The organism is Allomesorhizobium camelthorni (assembly GCF_011045125.1).
GTDB lineage: Bacteria > Pseudomonadota > Alphaproteobacteria > Rhizobiales > Rhizobiaceae > Allomesorhizobium > Allomesorhizobium camelthorni.
In genome coordinates this window covers 1-18,036 of the sequence record NZ_JAAKZF010000015.1, presented here as the reverse complement: position 1 = coordinate 18,036, position 18,036 = coordinate 1, and the positions used below count along the sequence as shown (strand labels likewise).

Annotated in this window: 16 protein-coding genes and 2 pseudogenes; 12 read left to right on the top strand and 6 right to left on the bottom strand. The window is 58.3% G+C overall.

What is annotated here, in order from left to right:
- Nucleotides 1-64: 64 nt before the first annotated feature.
- Nucleotides 65-1,105: an ABC transporter substrate-binding protein gene (locus tag G6N73_RS13435; RefSeq protein WP_165028319.1), complete on the bottom strand. Its 1,041-nt coding sequence runs from the start codon at nucleotides 1,103-1,105 to the stop codon at nucleotides 65-67.
- A 312-nt stretch (nucleotides 1,106-1,417) separates the two neighbouring features.
- A complete protein-coding gene (locus tag G6N73_RS13430; protein WP_165028317.1) occupies nucleotides 1,418-1,852 on the bottom strand; it encodes a hypothetical protein in 435 nt (144 codons plus the stop codon).
- Between the two features lie 295 nt (nucleotides 1,853-2,147).
- Between G6N73_RS13430 and G6N73_RS13425 the strand changes: the two are divergent.
- Nucleotides 2,148-2,327, top strand: a pseudogene (locus G6N73_RS13425) (adenylate/guanylate cyclase domain-containing protein); the annotation flags it as partial.
- A gap of 46 nt (nucleotides 2,328-2,373) precedes the next feature.
- Nucleotides 2,374-3,195: an alpha/beta fold hydrolase gene (locus G6N73_RS13420; RefSeq protein ID WP_165028315.1), complete on the top strand. Its 822-nt coding sequence runs from the start codon at nucleotides 2,374-2,376 to the stop codon at nucleotides 3,193-3,195.
- A gap of 134 nt (nucleotides 3,196-3,329) precedes the next feature.
- On the opposite strand, the gene G6N73_RS13415 is transcribed toward G6N73_RS13420, so the two are convergent.
- The gene (locus G6N73_RS13415; RefSeq protein ID WP_165028313.1) at nucleotides 3,330-3,611 is read right to left on the bottom strand and encodes a hypothetical protein; all 282 of its coding nucleotides are present in this window, start codon (nucleotides 3,609-3,611) and stop codon (nucleotides 3,330-3,332) included.
- A 452-nt stretch (nucleotides 3,612-4,063) separates the two neighbouring features.
- On the opposite strand from G6N73_RS13415, the gene G6N73_RS13410 reads away from it, so the two are divergent.
- The 9 genes and pseudogenes from G6N73_RS13410 to G6N73_RS13370 all read left to right on the top strand — a co-directional run.
- Complete coding sequence (locus G6N73_RS13410; RefSeq protein WP_165028311.1) at nucleotides 4,064-7,231, top strand: ATP-binding protein; 3,168 nt, start codon at nucleotides 4,064-4,066, stop codon at nucleotides 7,229-7,231.
- Nucleotides 7,228-8,337 carry a YcaO-like family protein gene (locus tag G6N73_RS13405; protein ID WP_343044615.1) on the top strand — a complete coding sequence of 370 codons (1,110 nt, stop codon included), beginning with the start codon at nucleotides 7,228-7,230 and terminating at the stop codon, nucleotides 8,335-8,337. The genes G6N73_RS13410 and G6N73_RS13405 overlap by 4 nt, the downstream gene beginning before the upstream one ends.
- Before the next feature lie 180 nt (nucleotides 8,338-8,517).
- The gene (locus G6N73_RS13400; RefSeq protein WP_343044614.1) at nucleotides 8,518-9,144 is read left to right on the top strand and encodes a TfuA-like protein; all 627 of its coding nucleotides are present in this window, start codon (nucleotides 8,518-8,520) and stop codon (nucleotides 9,142-9,144) included.
- Nucleotides 9,145-9,203: 59 nt separating this feature from the next.
- A complete protein-coding gene (locus G6N73_RS13395; RefSeq protein ID WP_165028307.1) occupies nucleotides 9,204-10,403 on the top strand; it encodes a gluzincin family metallopeptidase in 1,200 nt (399 codons plus the stop codon).
- Between the two features lie 32 nt (nucleotides 10,404-10,435).
- Complete coding sequence (locus G6N73_RS13390) at nucleotides 10,436-11,134, top strand: hypothetical protein (protein ID WP_165028305.1); 699 nt, start codon at nucleotides 10,436-10,438, stop codon at nucleotides 11,132-11,134.
- A gap of 558 nt (nucleotides 11,135-11,692) precedes the next feature.
- A complete protein-coding gene (locus G6N73_RS13385; protein ID WP_165028303.1) occupies nucleotides 11,693-11,920 on the top strand; it encodes a hypothetical protein in 228 nt (75 codons plus the stop codon).
- A complete protein-coding gene (locus tag G6N73_RS13380; protein ID WP_165028301.1) occupies nucleotides 11,917-12,144 on the top strand; it encodes a Rho GTPase-activating protein in 228 nt (75 codons plus the stop codon). Before G6N73_RS13385 ends, G6N73_RS13380 begins: the two co-directional genes overlap by 4 nt.
- A gap of 79 nt (nucleotides 12,145-12,223) precedes the next feature.
- Complete coding sequence (locus tag G6N73_RS13375; RefSeq protein ID WP_165028299.1) at nucleotides 12,224-12,751, top strand: YciE/YciF ferroxidase family protein; 528 nt, start codon at nucleotides 12,224-12,226, stop codon at nucleotides 12,749-12,751.
- Between the two features lie 304 nt (nucleotides 12,752-13,055).
- Nucleotides 13,056-14,282 (top strand): annotated as a pseudogene (locus G6N73_RS13370) (DUF763 domain-containing protein); the annotation flags it as partial.
- A 78-nt stretch (nucleotides 14,283-14,360) separates the two neighbouring features.
- Here the strand turns inward: G6N73_RS13370 and G6N73_RS13365 are convergent.
- Entirely contained in the window at nucleotides 14,361-15,182 is an 822-nt protein-coding gene (locus tag G6N73_RS13365; protein WP_165028297.1) for a transglutaminase-like domain-containing protein, read from the bottom strand.
- Nucleotides 15,183-15,606: 424 nt separating this feature from the next.
- Entirely contained in the window at nucleotides 15,607-16,911 is a 1,305-nt protein-coding gene (locus G6N73_RS13360) for a mechanosensitive ion channel family protein (RefSeq protein WP_246252002.1), read from the bottom strand.
- Between the two features lie 213 nt (nucleotides 16,912-17,124).
- Here G6N73_RS13360 and G6N73_RS13355 point away from each other — a divergent pair, with 213 nt between their 5' ends.
- The gene (locus G6N73_RS13355) at nucleotides 17,125-17,457 is read left to right on the top strand and encodes a hypothetical protein (RefSeq protein WP_246251999.1); all 333 of its coding nucleotides are present in this window, start codon (nucleotides 17,125-17,127) and stop codon (nucleotides 17,455-17,457) included.
- On the opposite strand, the gene G6N73_RS13350 is transcribed toward G6N73_RS13355, so the two are convergent.
- Nucleotides 17,449-17,679, bottom strand: coding sequence for a hypothetical protein (locus G6N73_RS13350; RefSeq protein ID WP_165028295.1), 231 nt, complete (start codon nucleotides 17,677-17,679; stop codon nucleotides 17,449-17,451). The genes G6N73_RS13355 and G6N73_RS13350 overlap by 9 nt on opposite strands.
- Nucleotides 17,680-18,036: the final 357 nt, after the last annotated feature.

The window sequence follows — 18,036 nt, the reverse complement described above, 5'->3', positions numbered from 1 at the left end:
CCTTGTGAGGACCCCACGGATGAGGTGCAAATACAGGCCGATCGAAAAGTCGCAACGCGACTGATCACATGCCGAACACCTCGTTCCAGCGGTCGATCCATTCGCTTTTGGCAGCGTTCATCTTCGCGTAGTCAACCCGCTTCAGGCTTTCGATCATCTCCGCGCCGTAGGTCCATTGCTTCGCCTGTTCTGGCGTCAAAGTGACCGATTTGACAACCGGCGCATCGACGCCGTTTTCGGCCAGGGTCTGCTGCACGGCAGGGTCGAGGACAAAGTTGATGAATTCATGGGCGAGATCGACATTCTCGGACCCTTTCGGGATATTGATGGTGTTCATGGTAGCGATGGCGCCCTCCGAAATGTCGGCCCATACCGCGCTCGGAACCGCAGCCTGAAGCTGCGCAAGCGTGAAATCCTGTGCCATCGCTACGGATACTTCTCCAGTCGAGAAGAGATTGATGAGCTCCGAGCCAGTGTTGTAGTTCTTGACGACGTTTGGTTTGATCTCCTCGATCGCTTTGAACGCCGCGTCGGGATCTTCAAACGCATCCACGCCTGCATGCATGCCAGCCACCATGACGGCCATCGGTCCCGCAGTGGTGGTAATGCCTGGCAGTGACACTTGGCCTTTAAATTCATCCCTCCAGAGATCATTCCAGGATGTTATTGCGTTCCCGACCTTGGCAGAATCGTAGATGATGCCGACGCGGCCGAGCGAGTAGGCGGGACCGTATTCGCCCTGAGGCGCCTGGGCCATTTCATAGAGCCCCGCGAGATTCGGGATCTTTGCCCTGTCGATCGGCAGGAAGAGCCCTTCCTCGATGCCGATCTGTGAATAGGCGTCGGTAAAATAGGCTACATCGACTCCTTCGCCACCACGGATCTTGATCTTGTTCAGCCGGTCGGCATTGTTGCCGGTTTCGAATACGATTTCACAACCACATTTTTCCTTGAACGGCTGCACGATATATTGGTCAAGCTTCTCGCCATTGAAGCCCCACCAGGAGATGGTTAGCGTTTTTGATTGGGAGAATGCCGGCGCCGCAGACAACGCAGCCGCCACGTAGGTTGCCCCAGCCAGGGCAACGGTCAAAATTCTTTTCATTTTCGCCTCTCATTGTCTGCTGAGCGCCGAGCACGCCAACCCGGATCAGACTATTTTCAGGTAGGGCTTGTCGCAAGGTCAAAGATTGCCCGATCAGCTAATTCGAAATGAGAGGCGGGAACGCCAGGTTCCCCGCCCCCCGGAGGGGTATCCGGAGCAGCCCTATGGGAAACAATCCAGTGGTTCCCGTGCGTTTTGAGCCCACCGGTGGCGCCAGCTTCCCAAGGACACTTACTCCCGCTCAAGAATTGTAGGACCGGCGAAGCAATCGACATGAGACCGCAACCGATTAATGATCTGGCGAGAAGTTCGCTACTGGATAATCCCGCGCAGCTCGAGTCTGGTGCATTTCCCGATCACGAGGTGAGGCGTGTTGGCGCGACTGTCGCCGGCATTGGTGTAGCCGATGCCGTAGTTTTCCTGAAATCGAAGCGTCTTCGACGAGAAGGTGAACCCGTTCGCCTGACCGCCGCAGATAAGCAAAAGGGTGGAATCGGACCTTCGCTGCAGAGGACAATAGTGGCTAGGCGCCTCGTCCCCGATCCGGGTCACGGCATATTCGTCAGGCGAGCCGGACGGCTGCAGAACAAATACCTTGTCCGTAAGATCGGGCGGACTGACCGCCCATTGTCCGTTCAGCCAATCAAATCCCGTAGCGAGTTGACCAACGCACAGAAAGGACTGTGCGTGCACACCAGTGACTTCAAAAGCAAGCAGAAGACACGAGGCGAGGATCCGGCGTTTCATAAATCAGCAGACCGGTTGGCGATTATTCCTGCATCCTCAAGCCTCATTCGACATCATCGACCGCGAAGGCTAATCGAAACTTAATCAACCACGTCTTTGCCGGTCGTGCAATTCGGCGCAGGGTGTCCACGTGAAGCAGTGGCCTCACTCCAGCGTGCCCGCCGGCGCGGGCGTAGTGGATGAAACGGGCGGCAAGGAGTGGAAACGGAAGTCACGGAACGCGCAGCCAAGCCGGTCGTTTATTTACGCTACGATCGATAAAGACTATGGTTTGCGGGAGGCAGGGGCCAACTAGATGGACCGCAAGCTCGCCGCCATTCTCGCTGCCGATGTCGTAGGCTACTCCGCGCTGATGGAGCGCGACGAGGAGGGGACGCATGAGCGACTGCAGGCCGGCCGCAAGGATTTGTTCGAGCCCGAAATCGCCCGCCACCATGGCCGCATCTTCAAGCTGATGGGCGATGGCTTGTTGGCGGTTCCCGCTTCATGTCGTCTGTTGGCGATCATTGCGGGCGAAAGGTGTGGCTGAACCGCTTTCCCAAGAGGACTTTTCGGCGCTGAAGCGGACCGCCGTGCTGCCGAACGGTATCCGGCTGGCATACGTCGAAATGGGCGATGCCAATGGAACGCCTGTCCTCCTGCTGCACGGTTTTACCGATAGCGCGCGAAGCTGGAGCCTGATCGCTCCCTATCTCGCAACGGGCTTTCGCCTCGTTGCGCCTGATCTGCGCGGCCACGGGCATTCCGATAAGCCCGAGGGTTGCTACACGATTCCAGAGATGGCCCACGATATCCGGCTGCTGACCGAGGTCCTGGACCTTGCGCCGGCGCACGTGGTCGGCCATTCGCTCGGAGGGCGGCTTGCGCAAGCGCTCGCCGAGCGCTGGCCGCAGATCGTCGGCAAAATCGTTCTCATGTCGACATCCGCCGTGCCCCGCGAACGGAAGGGGTGGCTCTGGGAGAACATCCTGATGCTCCGCGATCCGATTGATCCAGAAAGCGCATTCATCCGGAAATGGTGTTCCGGCGCAATGCCGGTCGACGAGAGTTTCCTCACCCATGCACGACGCGAAAGCGCCGCAGTGTCGTCACGGATCTGGCATTCGATTCATTACGAGCAGATCGCCTATGATCCGTCCCCGCTTCTGCAGGATATCTCCGCGGCAACGCTAATCCTCCGTGGCGAGGAAGATACGATCGCGACCGCCGAGCACCAGGCGCATCTGAAAGAGGCGATCGTCGGCGCGAAATTCATCTCCCTTCCTGGCCACGGCCATAACGTCCATTGGGAAGACCCTGAGGGGGTGGCCAGCTTGATTCAGAGATTTCTCGAACAACCATGAATCCGTGCATGAAGGCGGTGAGTTTGACGTCTGGGGAAACCCGCACGGAGCAAGGGTTGATGCTTGATCCGCCGGACTGCAAACACGCGTCTTGCATGAGCGACCTCCGCGCGATGCAGGGCGATCTCGTATGGTCACTGCTGGAGTTGCTTTACCTTACCCGCTGCACTTGCTGCGAGTTCATTGAAAAGCTCCTCCAGAGCCTCGGCCGCCTCAACCACAGTAAAGTCGTGTCCGCTCTCTTCCAACACACGAGCCAGCTTCTCGGTAAACTGGGCCTGCTGCTCAAGAGCATTGTAGAGCCGCGATGCCTGCTGCAGCGAGATGTCCGGATTGGAAAGCATTCGCGACACTTCCTCGGCCATCTCCTCTCCGACTTTTGCCTGTTCCCGCAATGTCGCCAGCCAGTCGGTCACAGATGCTCCTAGAACGGATGGCGATGTGTTTGCTGGACGGTCATGCTGGCACCAGCGCTTTTCTGAAATTCAAAATGGCTGGCGCTAGGTTTTGCCAGAGATAGCACCAGCCTCGCATAGTCCTTGGGGTGGGCTGCCCAAAAGGCCTTGCTGGCGGAGGGTAACATGGACATTGGTTATCAGAACACGATCGCAGGGTTGTCGCGATGTGCGGAACCGCCAGCGCGGGCGAAGCGCTGAAACGGTCCGACAGGAGTGGAAACCGAAAACGCCGAGACGCCGAGTAAAGCGGGACGTTCATATACCTACGACGATAAAGGCTATGCCGAATGGATGGTGGAGAGAATAAGATAATCCTCGTTGAGCAGCGGCACGCCGGCCTAATACAGCTATTTGAATGAAAGTGCATTTGCTATGGTTGTCGTTGGTCCCGTAAGGGAGGCAGAGCAAAGATGTCGGGGGAAGGTTCGGCGAAAGCGCCAGCAGAGCTGGTTCCGGTTAGTTTTCCCGATGCCAACATTGCGTTGCAGCGCCGGAGCGAGCGGCGTGTTCTGACGGCCCTCTGTTACGACCTCGTCGGGTCGACGGAACTGCTCGCCGTTCTCGACATCGAAGAGTTTGAGGGATTGCTGGCGGCATTCCAGCAGGCGGTGCGCCGCGCGATCACAAGCCATGGAGGCGCCGTCAGGGACGAAACTGGCGACGGCGGCCTCGCGCTGTTCCCGACGGACATCGATGCAAAAGACGCGGCTTCGCTCGCGATCAGCGCGGGCTTAGAAATCGTTGAAACTTGTAAGGATGTCGGCCTTCAGCAAGGCCACGCTGACCTTCATGTCCGGGTCGGGATTGCTACGTCGATGAGCCTCATCCACGACGGGCAAGAACACGCCATTCCCGATAGCGTCACTGGCGCGGCGCTCGCCATGGCGACACGGCTGCAGGCTATTGCCGGCGCTGACACTGTTTTTGTCTCGCACGAGACGCGGAGTTTGGCGCGGCGGTCGCATGTTTTCAGCTTTCGAGGGGAGCGTGTCATCAAGGGCTTTCCTGAGCCGGAACGTGTTTGGCAAGCTGTCCGCCACAAAAGGGAGGTGGATCGCTTCTTTGCTTTCGGTCGGCTGAGCAGCCCGCTTATCGGACGTAAGAACGAACTGAGCACAATCGCGGAATGCTGGGCCAGGGCTGCTGCTGGAAACGGTGAAGTCTTGCTGATCGACGGTGAGGCAGGGATTGGCAAATCACGGCTTGTGTATGAACTCCGCAGAATGACACGTCGGCGGCGTTCGAAGTTGCTGCTCTTCCAGTGCCTACCCGGTGGATTGCGGTCGGCCCTTCATCCCCTACTACAGAACTTCCCGGCGGGCAGGGCGGACAGCGCGAGACGACCTACTATGTCCGCTGTCGCCGAGTTGTTTGGATCTCAGGGCGTTGTAGACACGGACATCGTCGATATATTTTCTTTTCTGCTTGGCGCAGAGGGAACGAAGCAGGGGTCGGAGGACGTTGATCTAGAGCTCATTCGCGAGAGAGCCAATTGGGCCATCCAGCGCGCCATAGAAATGTTGTGCGCAGAGGGGCCACTCGTCTTGGTGGTCGAGGACATCCATTGGATCGATCCGACGTCCATGCAATTGCTCACCGAAGCTGCGCGGGTGATCAGCGCTTTCCCCGCGCTTCTCGTTGTCACCACGCGCAATTTAAACCCGACCGGTTGGCTGGAGGCGTCAAAACTAAGGCTAATGTCGCTGCGTCCGCTCGATCGGGAGGAAACGAGGCTGGCCGTAACTTCAATGTGGCCGGAAAGCAGATCTTCCTCACTCCCTGGATTCCTGGATGCAATGGCCCGTGTGACGGGAGGCGTGCCGATCTTCATTGAAGAAATCTGCCAATGGATGTCGGAAAACGCGGGTTCCGAGACGCACAGGCTGGCGCAGGCCGCATCGCCGGGGCGCGCTTCGACATTTGAGGGCATTCTCAACGCTAGGCTTGAGCCGCTCGGCCCAGCAAGGGACGTTGCACACGCCGCTTCAGTTGCTGGCAACCGTTTCGACCAGAGACTGCTTAACGAGCTATTGCCGGGCTATGACGCCCAGACGATTGACAATGCTCTGGACGCTCTAAGCGAGGCCGGGTTTCTGACGCGCGTCAGACCCTCGGCCCTGCCAGCGTATGGATTCCGCCACGCCCTCATCCAAGAGACCATCTATAATTCCCTGCTGCGCACGAGAAGGCAGGCCTTCCACCGTCGGCTATTTGCCGCGCTTACTCGAGACCGCAATATTGCGCCATGGATCGGAACTGTCGCGCTGGCCGAACGTGCCGAGAGGGCTGGGATGCTGGAAAGCGCGATCGATCTGCTCGTGGCCGCGGGCACCGAAAGCTATGCCCGGTCGGCAATGGTGGAGGCGCAACATCTCTTGGAGCATGCCCTGGCACTTTGCATGCAGATCGGCGAGCCCGACAAACAAGAAACTCTTCGACTTTCGGCGATGGCTGCGCTTGGTCCAGTTCTGACAAGCACCGAGGGTCCAAGTTCTTTCCCAGCGCGCAAACTCTACGAGGACGGGGTAGAGATAGCGCGGAAGCGGCCCTTGGCTGAACGCGCGAGATGGTTCCCCCTATTTTGGGGCTGGTGGTTTACGGGGACGGATGTCAATGGCGTGCGTGCGCAGGCCGTGCTCAATGACTTGAAGGACGTCGACGATCCGGAGGTTCAACTCCAGGCAAGACATTGCGTATGGGCTATCGATTTTTACCTGGGGCGGCATGAAAGCTGCATTGCGGCGGTGGACACAGGGCTCTTCCTCTATCGGACCGGCCAAGGGAAGGAGAACGTGTCGTTGTTCGGCGGACATGACGCAAAGGTCTGCGGTCTTTCACACAGGGGTTTGTCGCAGTGGTTCATTGGGCGGACGTCAAGCGCGATCCACTCTTTGTCTGAAGCCAGGCGTTGGGCGCAACAGACCGGACACGCTGGCAGCATCGCGCATGCTTACAACAACGAGGCAATGCTCTATTGCTACCGCCGCGATTTTGCCGCGCTGCGAACGGTCATCGCCGACATACGCCAATTGACCGAAGGCCACCACCTGCCGTCCCTCGCTGCAACGGCCGAAATTTTCGAAGGTTGGTGTGAAGGAAATTCCGGGCATATCGAGCAGGGCAAGGAGATGATTCGGCAGGGCCTTGCCGTCCACGCCGAACTGCAGACGCCCGAGGATTATCCGGTTTATTGCGGGATGCTTGCCGAGCTCTTAGAACATACAGGCGATGTTGACGAAGCACTGGATTTGCTGTCCACGGCGGCCTCGGAAGCTGAGAAGAGCGGTCACCGTTATTGGCTTGCGGAGCTTCACCGCCGCCGGGCGCGCCTGATGTTTCAACACGCCCCTGACAGCGAAGTCTTGGACGCCCTCGCGGACAGCCTGGCCATCGCCTCGGAACAGAACGCTGTGCCCATCCTGCTCGCCGCATATGACATGCTTGTCTCGTTTGGACTGTCTAGAGAATTGGCCTCGCGCTACCGCGACCGCGTCGACCGTGCCAAGTCTGCTCTCGAGCCTGGCGAGGTGCTGGTCGTCAATCCGGAGCCGATGCCGCGGGGCCAGCCTTCCAAGTGACCCTGAATACGATCGCCACAGCAATCCCTCCTGAGAGGTATCAACGATCGGGCCCGCCCCCCGCCCAGGCGCTGGCGCGGCTGATGGCGATGCGCGAAGCCTTGGGCATAACGCGGGTCGCCGACATCACCGGGCTCGACCGTGTCGGCATCCCCGTGGTGCAGGTGGTGAGGCCCTTTTCCCTCTCTAACGCGGTTTCGCAAGGCAAGGGCGGCACCATCGCCGAAGCAGCGATCTCTGCCATTCTGGAGTCCGCCGAGGGGTGCTTTGCCGAGCGCATGCGTCATTACGATGCGGTCACCGCCTCGGCCAATTCGCTCGAAATTCCGCCGGATCGTTTCGCGGCTCACCTCCAGGATGGCGCCGCTTCGGACTGGCGCGACCAGGCATTGACATGGGTGGTGGCTGAAAATCTTCTCAATGGCAGCCGGGACATGGTTCCGCTCGAACTCGTGCATACGGCTTACACGTTTCCACCACAGCCCCATGACGGGACGTTCGCCGCTTCGACGACGGGTCTGGCGGCAGCTTTCGTCGAAAGTGATGCGATCCTGCATGGCATTCTCGAGTGCGTGGAGCGGGATGCTATTGCGCGGGCGAACCGGACCCACGGCTTTTTCCAGAGGTGCCGCGTCGACCTGGAGACTATCGACGATAAGTCAGTTTGCGAGCTTCTGGGGCGGTTGAGAGACAGAGGACTGCTCGTTGGCCTCTGGGAGGCGCCGTCGCCAACTGGAATTCCGGTCATTTGCTGCCATCTGATGGAGGATGGCGCAGCAGAAACGGCGCTCCTGCCGCACCCCGCGGTCGGCTCGGCTGCAAGCCTCGATCCAGCAGCCGCGGTTTCTCATGCCATTTACGAGGCGGCGCAGTCCCGGCTGGCGGCTATTTCGGGTGCTCGAGACGACATGACACGCGCGTTCTACCCGAAGTTTCCTGACTGGCAGAAGATCGCGACGCATCGGCGGCTCATTACCGAAGGCCGCGGCAGCCGGAACTTCCATGCTTGCGAAACGGATAGACGCAAAGGCAGGCGGGCGGCTGCCCAATATTTTGCGTATGCTTGGACAAAGCGGGATTGCCGCCGTGAATGTGGTCCGGCTTGATGTCACACCCCTGACCGACCTGTCAGTCGTCAGGATCATCATTCCCGATTTGCTTCCGCTCCTGGAGAGTTGAGCTAAATGCGACCAAAGCTGGTTTTCACCGGTCCGACAATATCTCATGCGGAGGCGCATGAGACGTTCGAGGGGATTTGCCTGCCGCCGGCAGCACAAGGCTCGATCGTGTGGGCGGTGCAGCACTTCGATCCAGCCGCGATCCTCCTCATTGACGGCAGCTTTCAGACGGAGCCCGCTGTCAGGCACAAGGAAATACTTTGGGCGCTCAGCCTCGGCATTCCGGTCATTGGTGCGGCCAGCATGGGCGCCTTGCGTGCCGCGGAACTGTTCCCCCACATGCAGGGCGTGGGCCTCGTCTATCGCTGGTATCGGAGATTCGCATTCGCCAGGGACGATGCGGTCGCCGTGCTGCACGGGCCTGCCGAACTGAACTTCGCGCCGCTGACACAAGCGATGATCGATCTGCGGATGACGGTTCGCTCAGCCTACCGTCAGCGCCTGCTTTCGGCTAACCTTCGGGCGAGCCTCGATCGCGCCGCAAATCGCCTCAATTTTCGTGATCGCACACTCGTGAGAGTGGTCGATGACGCTTTGAGGGAGGGGCACGAATTTTTTGCCAAGGAATGTCGCGCGATCCTCGCCTCCGTCTTTGTCCAGCAAAAGAAAAAGGACGCGATTGACGCGCTCCGACTGTTGCAGAGGGAAGATTTTCGACGGCAGCCCGAGCTGGCGAGCTTGACCCTGACGGCTGTCTTTACGCGTGACCTCGAAGATGCAGGGTTAAGTCTCTGACGTATTTCGAGACTGAAGCACAGTTTACCTAACGTAAGACGAATGATAGTGTGTGTATTATGTGGGGACGCGGGCAATTCGAAACGCTCGATCAGACTGGGCTCGAGAGCCAGGGCCTCGGAACACGTTTCCGTATCTTCCCGCAAGTGCCACATATTGCCGGATATGGCACGCCCGAGACGGTGTGGATCTCGACTCCGCCCGACCGGCTGCTCACCGGTCCCGAAGATCACCGCCTCTATGTCCGTGATCCGCTCCTCGACAAGGAACCCTACGAATATCCTTATCTGCCGCCATTCGTCGGCGAGATCTTTCCACCTGCGCAAGCGGCTTTCGACGGCCATTTCGACCAGATACCGCTAAATTCCCGTCAATTCCTGGCAGCCCACGCCTTTGCATCCGTCAGCCGTGTTCTGGATATCTGGGAGAGTTATCTCGGCCGCCCGATCGTCTGGCACTTCGCCGATACCTACGAACGACTCGAAATCATCCCCTGGGTCGAATGGGATAATGCACAGTCGGGCTACGGCTACCTAGAGCTGGGGCAAGATCGCGGGCCGGATGGCCGGACTTATCCGTATGCGCTCAATTTCGATGTAATCGCGCACGAGATTGGTCATGCTATTTTGTTTTCGCTTTTCGGCACGCCGATCGACGGTCTTGGCCGTGGAGATTACGCGCCGTTTCATGAGGCAAGCGCCGATCTTATTTCGCTTCTGTCGTTCCTGCATTTCGACAGCGGTCTTGATCGGCTGCTGCGCAACTGCAGCGGCAATCTTCTAGTCCTGAACGAACTTAATCGGATCGCTGAACTGACTGGAGATCGGCAGATCCGCCTCGCCAGCAATGCCCGTCGGCTGTCGGAGGTGACTGACGAAATCCATGACCGGTCGCGGCCGTTCACGGGCGCGTTGTTTGATACGATCGTCGATCTCTATCACGCAGGGCTCGTCCGTGACGGCTTGGCCGACGAACGGCTCCTGGAGATCGACATAGAGAATGTCGACGAAGCCGCAATGCACCGCATTTCGGATTTCACGGCTCGTGGTTTTCGCGCTCGCCCTTTCCTGTTCAAGAGCGCGCTGGCCCAGGCGAGGGATGACGTAGCGCTGGCTTTAGCGCAGGCCTGGCCTCGTCTCGATGCAGATAGTCTGACGTTCGAGAATGCCGCGGAGGCGTTGATCAATGCAAGCGATCAGCTGAACCCGATGCTGGGGGCAAAATTCGAAGAGAATTTCCGCTGGCGAGAAATTTTATGAACTGAACGTTTTCAAACATGGGAGAAGGGAAAATGAGCGACGACTTTCACCGCCCCACATTGACGTTTCCTGCGGGCGCATACAATGCAACGCAGGTTAGGCTCTATGGGATACGCGCCGAAACGGGACTGGGCGTGCCTGGACAACCAGCAGCCCTAGAGGACACCGGCATCAGCATAGAGTCTGAGGCCCTGGGCGAACTGAACGATGATGAGTTAGCGCTCTTCAACAATTTGATGGGGCGTAGTAACACGAAGGAGAAATTTGGAGAACTGATGGAAAGCTTGAAGGCAACAATTCCACAAATTCCAATTACAATCACTTATCATTTGAAAGTAGATACCAAAAAACTTGGGACAATTGTTATTGCTTTAAAGAACAAAACTGAAACTATTGGAAAAATTGATCTAAGAAAACAATTGTCGTGCGGGATAATTGTCGGATACGCTTACGAAGGTCATACATATGACCTACCAAAACCAAAAATAATGCTGCTGCCGGTTGCCCCTGAAATTACTATTCCGTTGGATGATTCGGGATACAAGCGGAAGGAATCCGAGAATTACGCGGTTTGGATTGTCGACAAGCTCGATGAGTGCGTCGAATTCGAAATGAATCAAGGCTTCGTCGAGCAACTTGTCCTGGAAGCCAACCTTCCCGGCAAGCGCGCTCCCACGATGTATGCAGGCCGGATGATGATGGGCCATCGTAGCGGGCGGCTGTCTGAATAAGCTGGCGCACCGAATTTTACGCGAGACGCCGCCAGGGCCGTTTCCGATCTATTGCAATGCTTACGTCAATCGTGGTCTTCGTTATTGGTTCGGGTAGAAGCGGAATTGACAATGGTCGCATCGATTGTTTCGCCGGCGTCTAGTTAGGCCCCGGAATTCCTGGTCGAGCATGGCAGCCGCCGCCCGCCAGTAGTCGATCGCATGTGTCAGGTTACAGATGGTTGACTCGCTCGTCAGCGTAACCGAGAAACCAACCCGCAACTTGGGAAGCATTGCGCGAACAGGTGCTTAGCTCGAAAACCGCACCGCAATCGTCCGATATTTCTCAATCAGTGACACTGTAAAGCTCTGAGCACGCTCCGGAAGAGTCGCTGCGGCCTCGCCGCCTGCGTCGACGCTCGTTCTTGTGTAGAATGGTTCGCAGCCTGGACATGGCTCACGCTGGGGCAGGCGTTCCGTCATGCCCAGCCGTTCGCATCGTGACCACTTCCCAGCATCCTTTTGCACAGCATCGCGTTGTGTCGATTGACCGCTAAGGAAATCGCTGGAAGGCACCAAATGAGCAAACGCGCAGAAGACTTCATGGATAGTTGGCTCGATGCCAAAGTTACCGACCGGCACCTCAAGGCGCCGCAGAAGTCGGCGCCGATCCTCGCAAAAAAATGTGCGACCGACGCCAAGAAAGCAGGCGTTCCGCTCGAGGAACTTGAAGCGGTCGTAGTCGACATAGAGCAAGCGATCACCGACGAGTTGACCGTTGCGGCGCCGAAAGGGAACACCGCGTGAGCTTCAAGGGCCTGGCCTTCATTCGCCAATGGGCGAAGGAGCATATCTACAAGCCGCGCGTCCTCGGCGAGCCGCAGAGGTCGGCGCCTGATTTGGCCAAGGCGTTCCGCAAAGACGCAAGGTCGGCGCAGGTCAAGCTTGATGAGGTAGAGGATGAGGTCGGCCCCCTGGAGAAGGGCATCGGGAAGTTGATGGACGGCCGACCGCTTGATACCCCGAAATGATGGGAACAAGTATTGGAGCGGCGGGTTATCAGCAGCCTCCGACATGGCGAGGCTTCTACCAACCCGGAGACCGACCACAATGGCAACCACGAAGAAGACCGCAAAAACGGAAACGAAGAGCCTGGAAGACCTATTCCTCGACGGCTTGAAGGACCTGTATTACGCCGAGAAGAAGATCTTGAGGGCACTACCGAAAATGGCGAAGGGCGCGGAATCCGAAGAGGTGACGGCGGCGTTCGAGAAACACCGGGCCGAAACCGAGGGCCAGGTCGAACGTCTCGACCAAGTCTTTGAACTCTTTGGCAAGTCCGCCCGTGGCAAGACCTGCCCGGCAATTGACGGCATCCTAGAGGAAGGCTCGGATATCCTCGAAGAATACAAGGGCGCTCCGGCCCTGGACGCTGGCTTGGTCGCAGCGGCCCAAGCAGTTGAGCATTACGAGATCGCCCGCTATGGGACCCTCATCGCGTGGGCGGAACAGCTTGGAAAACCCGAAGCGGTCGAACTCCTCAAGGCCACGCTCGATGAAGAAACAGCAACAGACGAAGCGCTCTCCGCTCTTGGCGAGGGCGGTGTGAACGAACGCGCATTGCAACAAGCCGCATAACCGCTTGGGCGGAGGGGTGGCCCCGGCAGAGCATCGCCGGGGCCTCGTTCTTGCACCGCAATGGTCTTCTCCCAACTTGCCCATACCTTGCTCGCACAAGTGTTGACGATGCAAGACGCCGCCGCGAGCATGTCGCACATCACGCGAAGGCCATCGGCGAGTGCTGGGTTTTCGCAGTGCTCACCCTCCTCGGCAGCAGCTTGACTCTTTTGTTCCTTTTTTGTTCACTAACAGTCAGGATTTCCGAATGTGTGGCTGGACCCGTTTGGGCAAGGGTGCCCAGCTAAAAATAGGCGATTTCAGAGTGGCACAGCGAAGCGGAAGTGCGGATCTGCCGCTCCACGGTGGACGGGTTCCGAAATGGCTCGGCGACCGGATGACACGTCTCGGCGCTGTCATGTGCGAGGCTATCATCCACCACTATGGCCGCGACGAACTGCTGCGCCGGCTGGCGCATCCCTTCTGGTTTCAGTCCTTCGGCGCCGTGATGGGAATGGATTGGCACTCGTCAGGCATTACCACCAGCGTCATCGGCGCGTTGAAGCGTGGCCTTTCTCCCCTGTCCAAAGAATTGGGCATCCATGTCTGCGGCGGTCGGGGCGCGCATTCACGAAAGACGCCACATGAATTGGTCTCGATCGGCGAGCGAATCGGCTTCGACGGAGGGAGCCTTGCAACGGCAAGCCGGCTTGTGGCGAAAGTCGACAGCGCGGCCGTGCAGGATGGATTTGACCTCTATCTCCACGGTTTTATCGTCACCGATGAGGGCAATTGGACCGTCGTGCAGCAAGGCATGAACGGGGAGAGCAGGCAGGCGCGTCGCTATCACTGGCTCTCTGAGGGGTTGAAAAACTTCGTTGAAGCGCCGCACGCGGCAATTGAAGGAGAAGCCCAGGGCGAAATCGTCAACCTCACCGATTACCGGGCGGAGGCCTCGCGGAAGGGCCAACTCGATCTCCTCCAGTCTCTCGGCCCCGATCGCATAGTCGGCGAGTTCGCCGCTGTTCAGGAGAAGGCCAAACCCAAGACGGATCAACCGCTCCTTCCTCACTTGGTGATGCCCGCGCACCATGATGTTCGCGAAAGCGATGTCATCATGCGGCGGTTGCACGGCAACATCGCCGCAGCTGTCGAAAGTGGACCTTCGGATTTCTCAGAATTGCTGCTCGTGCCCGGCGTTGGTGCAAGGACCGCGCGTGCGCTTGCCCTGGTTGCGGAGGTTGTCCACGGCGCGCCCTGCCGTTTTTCCGATCCAGCGCGGTTTTCGTTAGCGCATGGCGGTAAGGACCGGCACCCGTTTCCGGTGCCGCTCAAAGTGTATGACGAGACTATCGGCGTTCTCAAGTCGGCGGTCCACAAGGCTAAGCTTGGGCGAGATGAGGAACTGCGGGCGCTGAAGCGTCTTGACGACCAGTCGCGGCGGTTGGAACGCTATACCACGGGGCCAAGCCTGAAGGAGATCGTCGCTGGGGAGCTCGACCAATCTCACCTGCTCGGCGGCCGGAGCGTGTTCGGCTGGGAGCCCGCGCCAACGAACAATACCGTTCAAGAGCGGCCCGAGGGCGCCGATGAAGTCGGGCGTCGGCGGCACAAGTCGCTGAGCGCTACTCTAGCCGTCGACGCCAGGCATGATCTCTTCCGTGATCACCTCGAACCCAGCCAGCCTCGAGGCGCCAAAGCTCGTGGAAAGCGCGACGTCAGTCGCATCGCGGCCCGTTGCCATCAGGATTCGGCCGATACGGGGCTTGTTATGACGCGCATCGAAGGTGAACCAATGCCCGCCGAGATAAACTTCGAACCAGGCGCTGAAATCCATTGGGTCCGGCACCGGCGGGACACCGATGTCGCCGAGATAGCCGGTGCAGTAGCGGGCTGGAATGTTCATGCACCGGCACAGTGTGATTGCAAGGTGCGCGAAATCGCGGCACACGCCGGTCCTGTCGGTATATCCACCATGTGCCGTCCTTAGAGGATCGGCGTTCTGGTAGTTGAACGCGATGTGGGTGTGGACAAAATCGCAGATTGCCTGGACGCGAGGCCATCCCGGCGGCGTGTTGGCGAAGTTTGCCCAAGCGAAATCCCCGAGGCGATCAGTGTCGCAATAGCGGCTGCCGAGAAGGAAGACGAGCACGTCATCCGGCAGGTCCTTGATATCATGCTGGACCGCATCCGCGGCGACGACATCCGGCTTGCCGCTGTCATAGATCTCGAAGTCGGTCGAGATCGTGGTCAAGCCCACGGGCGCCTCGATGCGTGTGCAGGCGTTTCCGAAGCCGTCAATATAGCCGCGGGACTCGATCGGGCGATCGAAGCTGATGATCTGTTCCGTTAGCAAATCGATGCGTCGCGAGGGATGAATTTCGAGGACAAGCAACATCGGCGTGACTGCCTGGCATTCGAAGCTCAGATTGTAGCCGGCTCGGATCCGCATCGAGACTCCAGATTTGATTTTCGAAACTGACGAGGGCGTCAACAAACTTCGGCATCGGTAAAACGTTCCGCTGTCCGGTCAAGCCGGCGCGATTGCCGCTAGTGTCCCCGTTTGAATTTCGGCTGTGAGAGTGAAAGCTACCGTCCGTTTTGCCCATCGGAACCGGCAGACAGCGCCAGAAGCGGAAGTTGCAACGGCACCGGGCAATGTCCACTATCAGTTGCGAACCCGACATTCGCAATGATGGGGTCAGGTGTTCGAGTCACCTAAGCTCACCACTGATCCCAAGAGTTTGACGAACTTGGCGGCGCTCTCCAGACAAGCCCAGTAAGCCAACCAGTGGTTCCGAGGTTTCTCCTGTTTGTGGCGAATGGCTGAGCGTTTTGGCACTCATGCGCTTCCATCGACGTGAATTCCCGCCACATTAGCCAGTGTTAACCGGTCGAGATTGGAAGCCCTGCTTCATGATAATCTCACGGTGCGGGAAGGGGATGCCAACTCCGTTCTCCTTGAACGTATCCCACAGCGCGAGCAGCACTTTTCCGCGCACGTTGGTCAGGCCCTGCTGTGGCTCATGGACCCAGAAGCGCAGGACGAAATCCAGCGAAGATTCGCCGAAGGCCGTAAGCCAGCAGACCGGCCGTCGATCCGCCTCCACTCGCGGGACGGTCAAGGCAGCCTGTATCGCTAGCTGGCTGACCTTATGTGGGTCCGCGTCATAGGAAACACCGAATTCCACGTCGAGCCGCACAAGGTCGTCGCGAAATGTCCAGTTGATCACCCGCTGGGTGATGAAGTCCTCGTTCGGGATCAGGTATTCGCGGCCGTCCCGCGTCACCACTGAGACAAAGCGGGCCCGCAGGTCGCGTATCCATCCGAAGGTATCTTCGAGCGAAATCGTGTCCCCCGGCTTGATGGACTTGTCGAGCAGGATAATCACGCCGGAGATAAAATTCGAAACGACCTTTTGCAGTCCAAAACCGACGCCAAGGCCGATGGCGCCGGAAAACACCGTCAATGCCGTGAGATCAACACCAACGGAAGAAAGCGCAACCGAACCGGCGAACAGCACAAGTCCGATTTTTGCGAACTTGCCTATCAGGACGCGGATCGAGGGTGTGAGTTCTTCCGAACTCTGAACGCGCTCGTCGAGATACCTGCCAACAACGACAGCGAGCCAGACGGTCGCGGTCAGCAGCAGTGTCGCCTTCAACACCGTGAGAGCCGACAGGCGAATCTGGCCCAAAGGCAAAGCGAAGTAATCTAGGAATGCCGCCGCGTCGTCGTTAATGCCAAGGATAACAAAGGCCGCATAGATCCAGGCAAGCCAGCCAAGAGTGCGCGCTGCCAGCCGATTGCGGATGATGCGCGAGAGCACGGAGGCGAACAGCCACGCTAGGGAGAGCGATAACGCGATGGAAATGATATAACTTCGGCTCGGCCAAGTGACGCCACGCAATAAGATGAGAGCAGCAAGCAGAAAGACCGTGAAAACAAGCCAGTCGATGCGCCGCAATAGCGCAACTACGACCCGCAGCAACCCGGGGTGTCCTTTGATCTGGCGCGCCCGGGTTTCCAGAAGCGGTTCGATGCGACTTGCAGCGAGCTTTGCCGCCAGAAAAAGCCCAACGATGATACTGATCTGATAGAAGAACCAGGGTGCGCCGCCATAGTCGAACCAACCGCGGGCCCACACCAGCGCTTCATCGACGGCATTGCGAAAATCCATTTCCACACAACCGTTATGGCGCACGCATTGTGATCGGCAAGCATAACCAGAGAGAACCGGTATTGCGACATCGATCCATCGACCTAACGCGGGAGGCCCATCAGGAACCCAGGAACCGGTCCGATGGCGATGCTCGGCTCAGGCGCTATGGAACTCTTTCCGCAAGCAAAAGGTTGAGTGGATCGAAGGGGCTCGACTAAACGGAGAGCCGTCATGGACAACAAGCACTATGATGGAGCCGATCTAATTTCCGTCGTGAAGGCTTGCGCCCATAGCAGATGCGTAGGGTCGTTACTGTCGACCTCCAAGGCGATCGAAGAACTCCGGACAATCTCGGGGGATTTTGTCACGCCTGACGAGGAGATGGCAGAAGCGATATCTGAGATTGCCATCGCGCTAGGCTGCACGGTCGTTTTCGATGAACGAGCGGGTGCTGACACCCTAAACATGACGCCACGACAGATTACCGGCCGCGCCGCCCTAGGGGAGCTGCTTGCGACAGAATCCCTCACAAAGGCTTTAGGATGGCGTCAATCCTTATCCTGAAGCGTCGCGATCAGCCGCCATCGGTGCGTCCTCGCCCTCCCCGTTCAGGAGAAATTTTGTTAATCCTGCCATCAAGGCTTCGGCGTTCCGTCGATCCAGTTGCAGTTTGATGGGCTCGCCATCGTTATCCGTTAGCTCCAATGTCCCAATTAGCGGCGCTCTTGAGAGTATGGTGACATCGCCATCCTGATACTCTGCCGTCTTTAGCGGGTCGTCCTTCACCGATCGTGCCTCCCTGTTTGAGGAGCGGGGCAGGTGATCCCCGCCACGAAGGTCTGCTTTTCGCTCCGCCCGCTCCAATTCTTGAAGTTTGCGCCGGTGTTCGGCAGGCGCCTGATTAGGCACGGCAAAGCTCGGGTGCGATTGGAGATTGCCTAACTGCTGCCGGACCAATCGGGATGCCCTAGCGTGATGCCCTTGCCGTCTCATGCGGGTTCAATTTGCCACCTATTAATTGGTTCCACTCTTTTCACGGTCTGTTCTCTTGAGGCGGTCACCGCACTGCTTATGCGCCTGTCTTTTAGGTATACCCTTACTGAGGCGCTACCTGATTAGCTCGCCGGCGCAGCTTCCGTATTC

Bases quoted from the DNA above. Each gene is read 5' to 3' on its own strand.
- G6N73_RS13435 (WP_165028319.1), bottom strand. From the start codon at position 1,105: ATGAAAAGAATTTTGACCGTTGCCCTGGCTGGGGCAACCTACGTGGCG.
- G6N73_RS13430 (WP_165028317.1), bottom strand. From the start codon at position 1,852: ATGAAACGCCGGATCCTCGCCTCGTGTCTTCTGCTTGCTTTTGAAGTC.
- G6N73_RS13410 (WP_165028311.1), top strand. From the start codon at position 4,064: ATGTCGGGGGAAGGTTCGGCGAAAGCGCCAGCAGAGCTGGTTCCGGTT.
- G6N73_RS13395 (WP_165028307.1), top strand. From the start codon at position 9,204: ATGTGGGGACGCGGGCAATTCGAAACGCTCGATCAGACTGGGCTCGAG.
- G6N73_RS13390 (WP_165028305.1), top strand. From the start codon at position 10,436: ATGAGCGACGACTTTCACCGCCCCACATTGACGTTTCCTGCGGGCGCA.
- G6N73_RS13385 (WP_165028303.1), top strand. From the start codon at position 11,693: ATGAGCAAACGCGCAGAAGACTTCATGGATAGTTGGCTCGATGCCAAA.
- G6N73_RS13375 (WP_165028299.1), top strand. From the start codon at position 12,224: ATGGCAACCACGAAGAAGACCGCAAAAACGGAAACGAAGAGCCTGGAA.
- G6N73_RS13365 (WP_165028297.1), bottom strand. From the start codon at position 15,182: ATGCGGATCCGAGCCGGCTACAATCTGAGCTTCGAATGCCAGGCAGTC.
- G6N73_RS13360 (WP_246252002.1), bottom strand. From the start codon at position 16,911: ATGGATTTTCGCAATGCCGTCGATGAAGCGCTGGTGTGGGCCCGCGGT.
- G6N73_RS13355 (WP_246251999.1), top strand. From the start codon at position 17,125: ATGGACAACAAGCACTATGATGGAGCCGATCTAATTTCCGTCGTGAAG.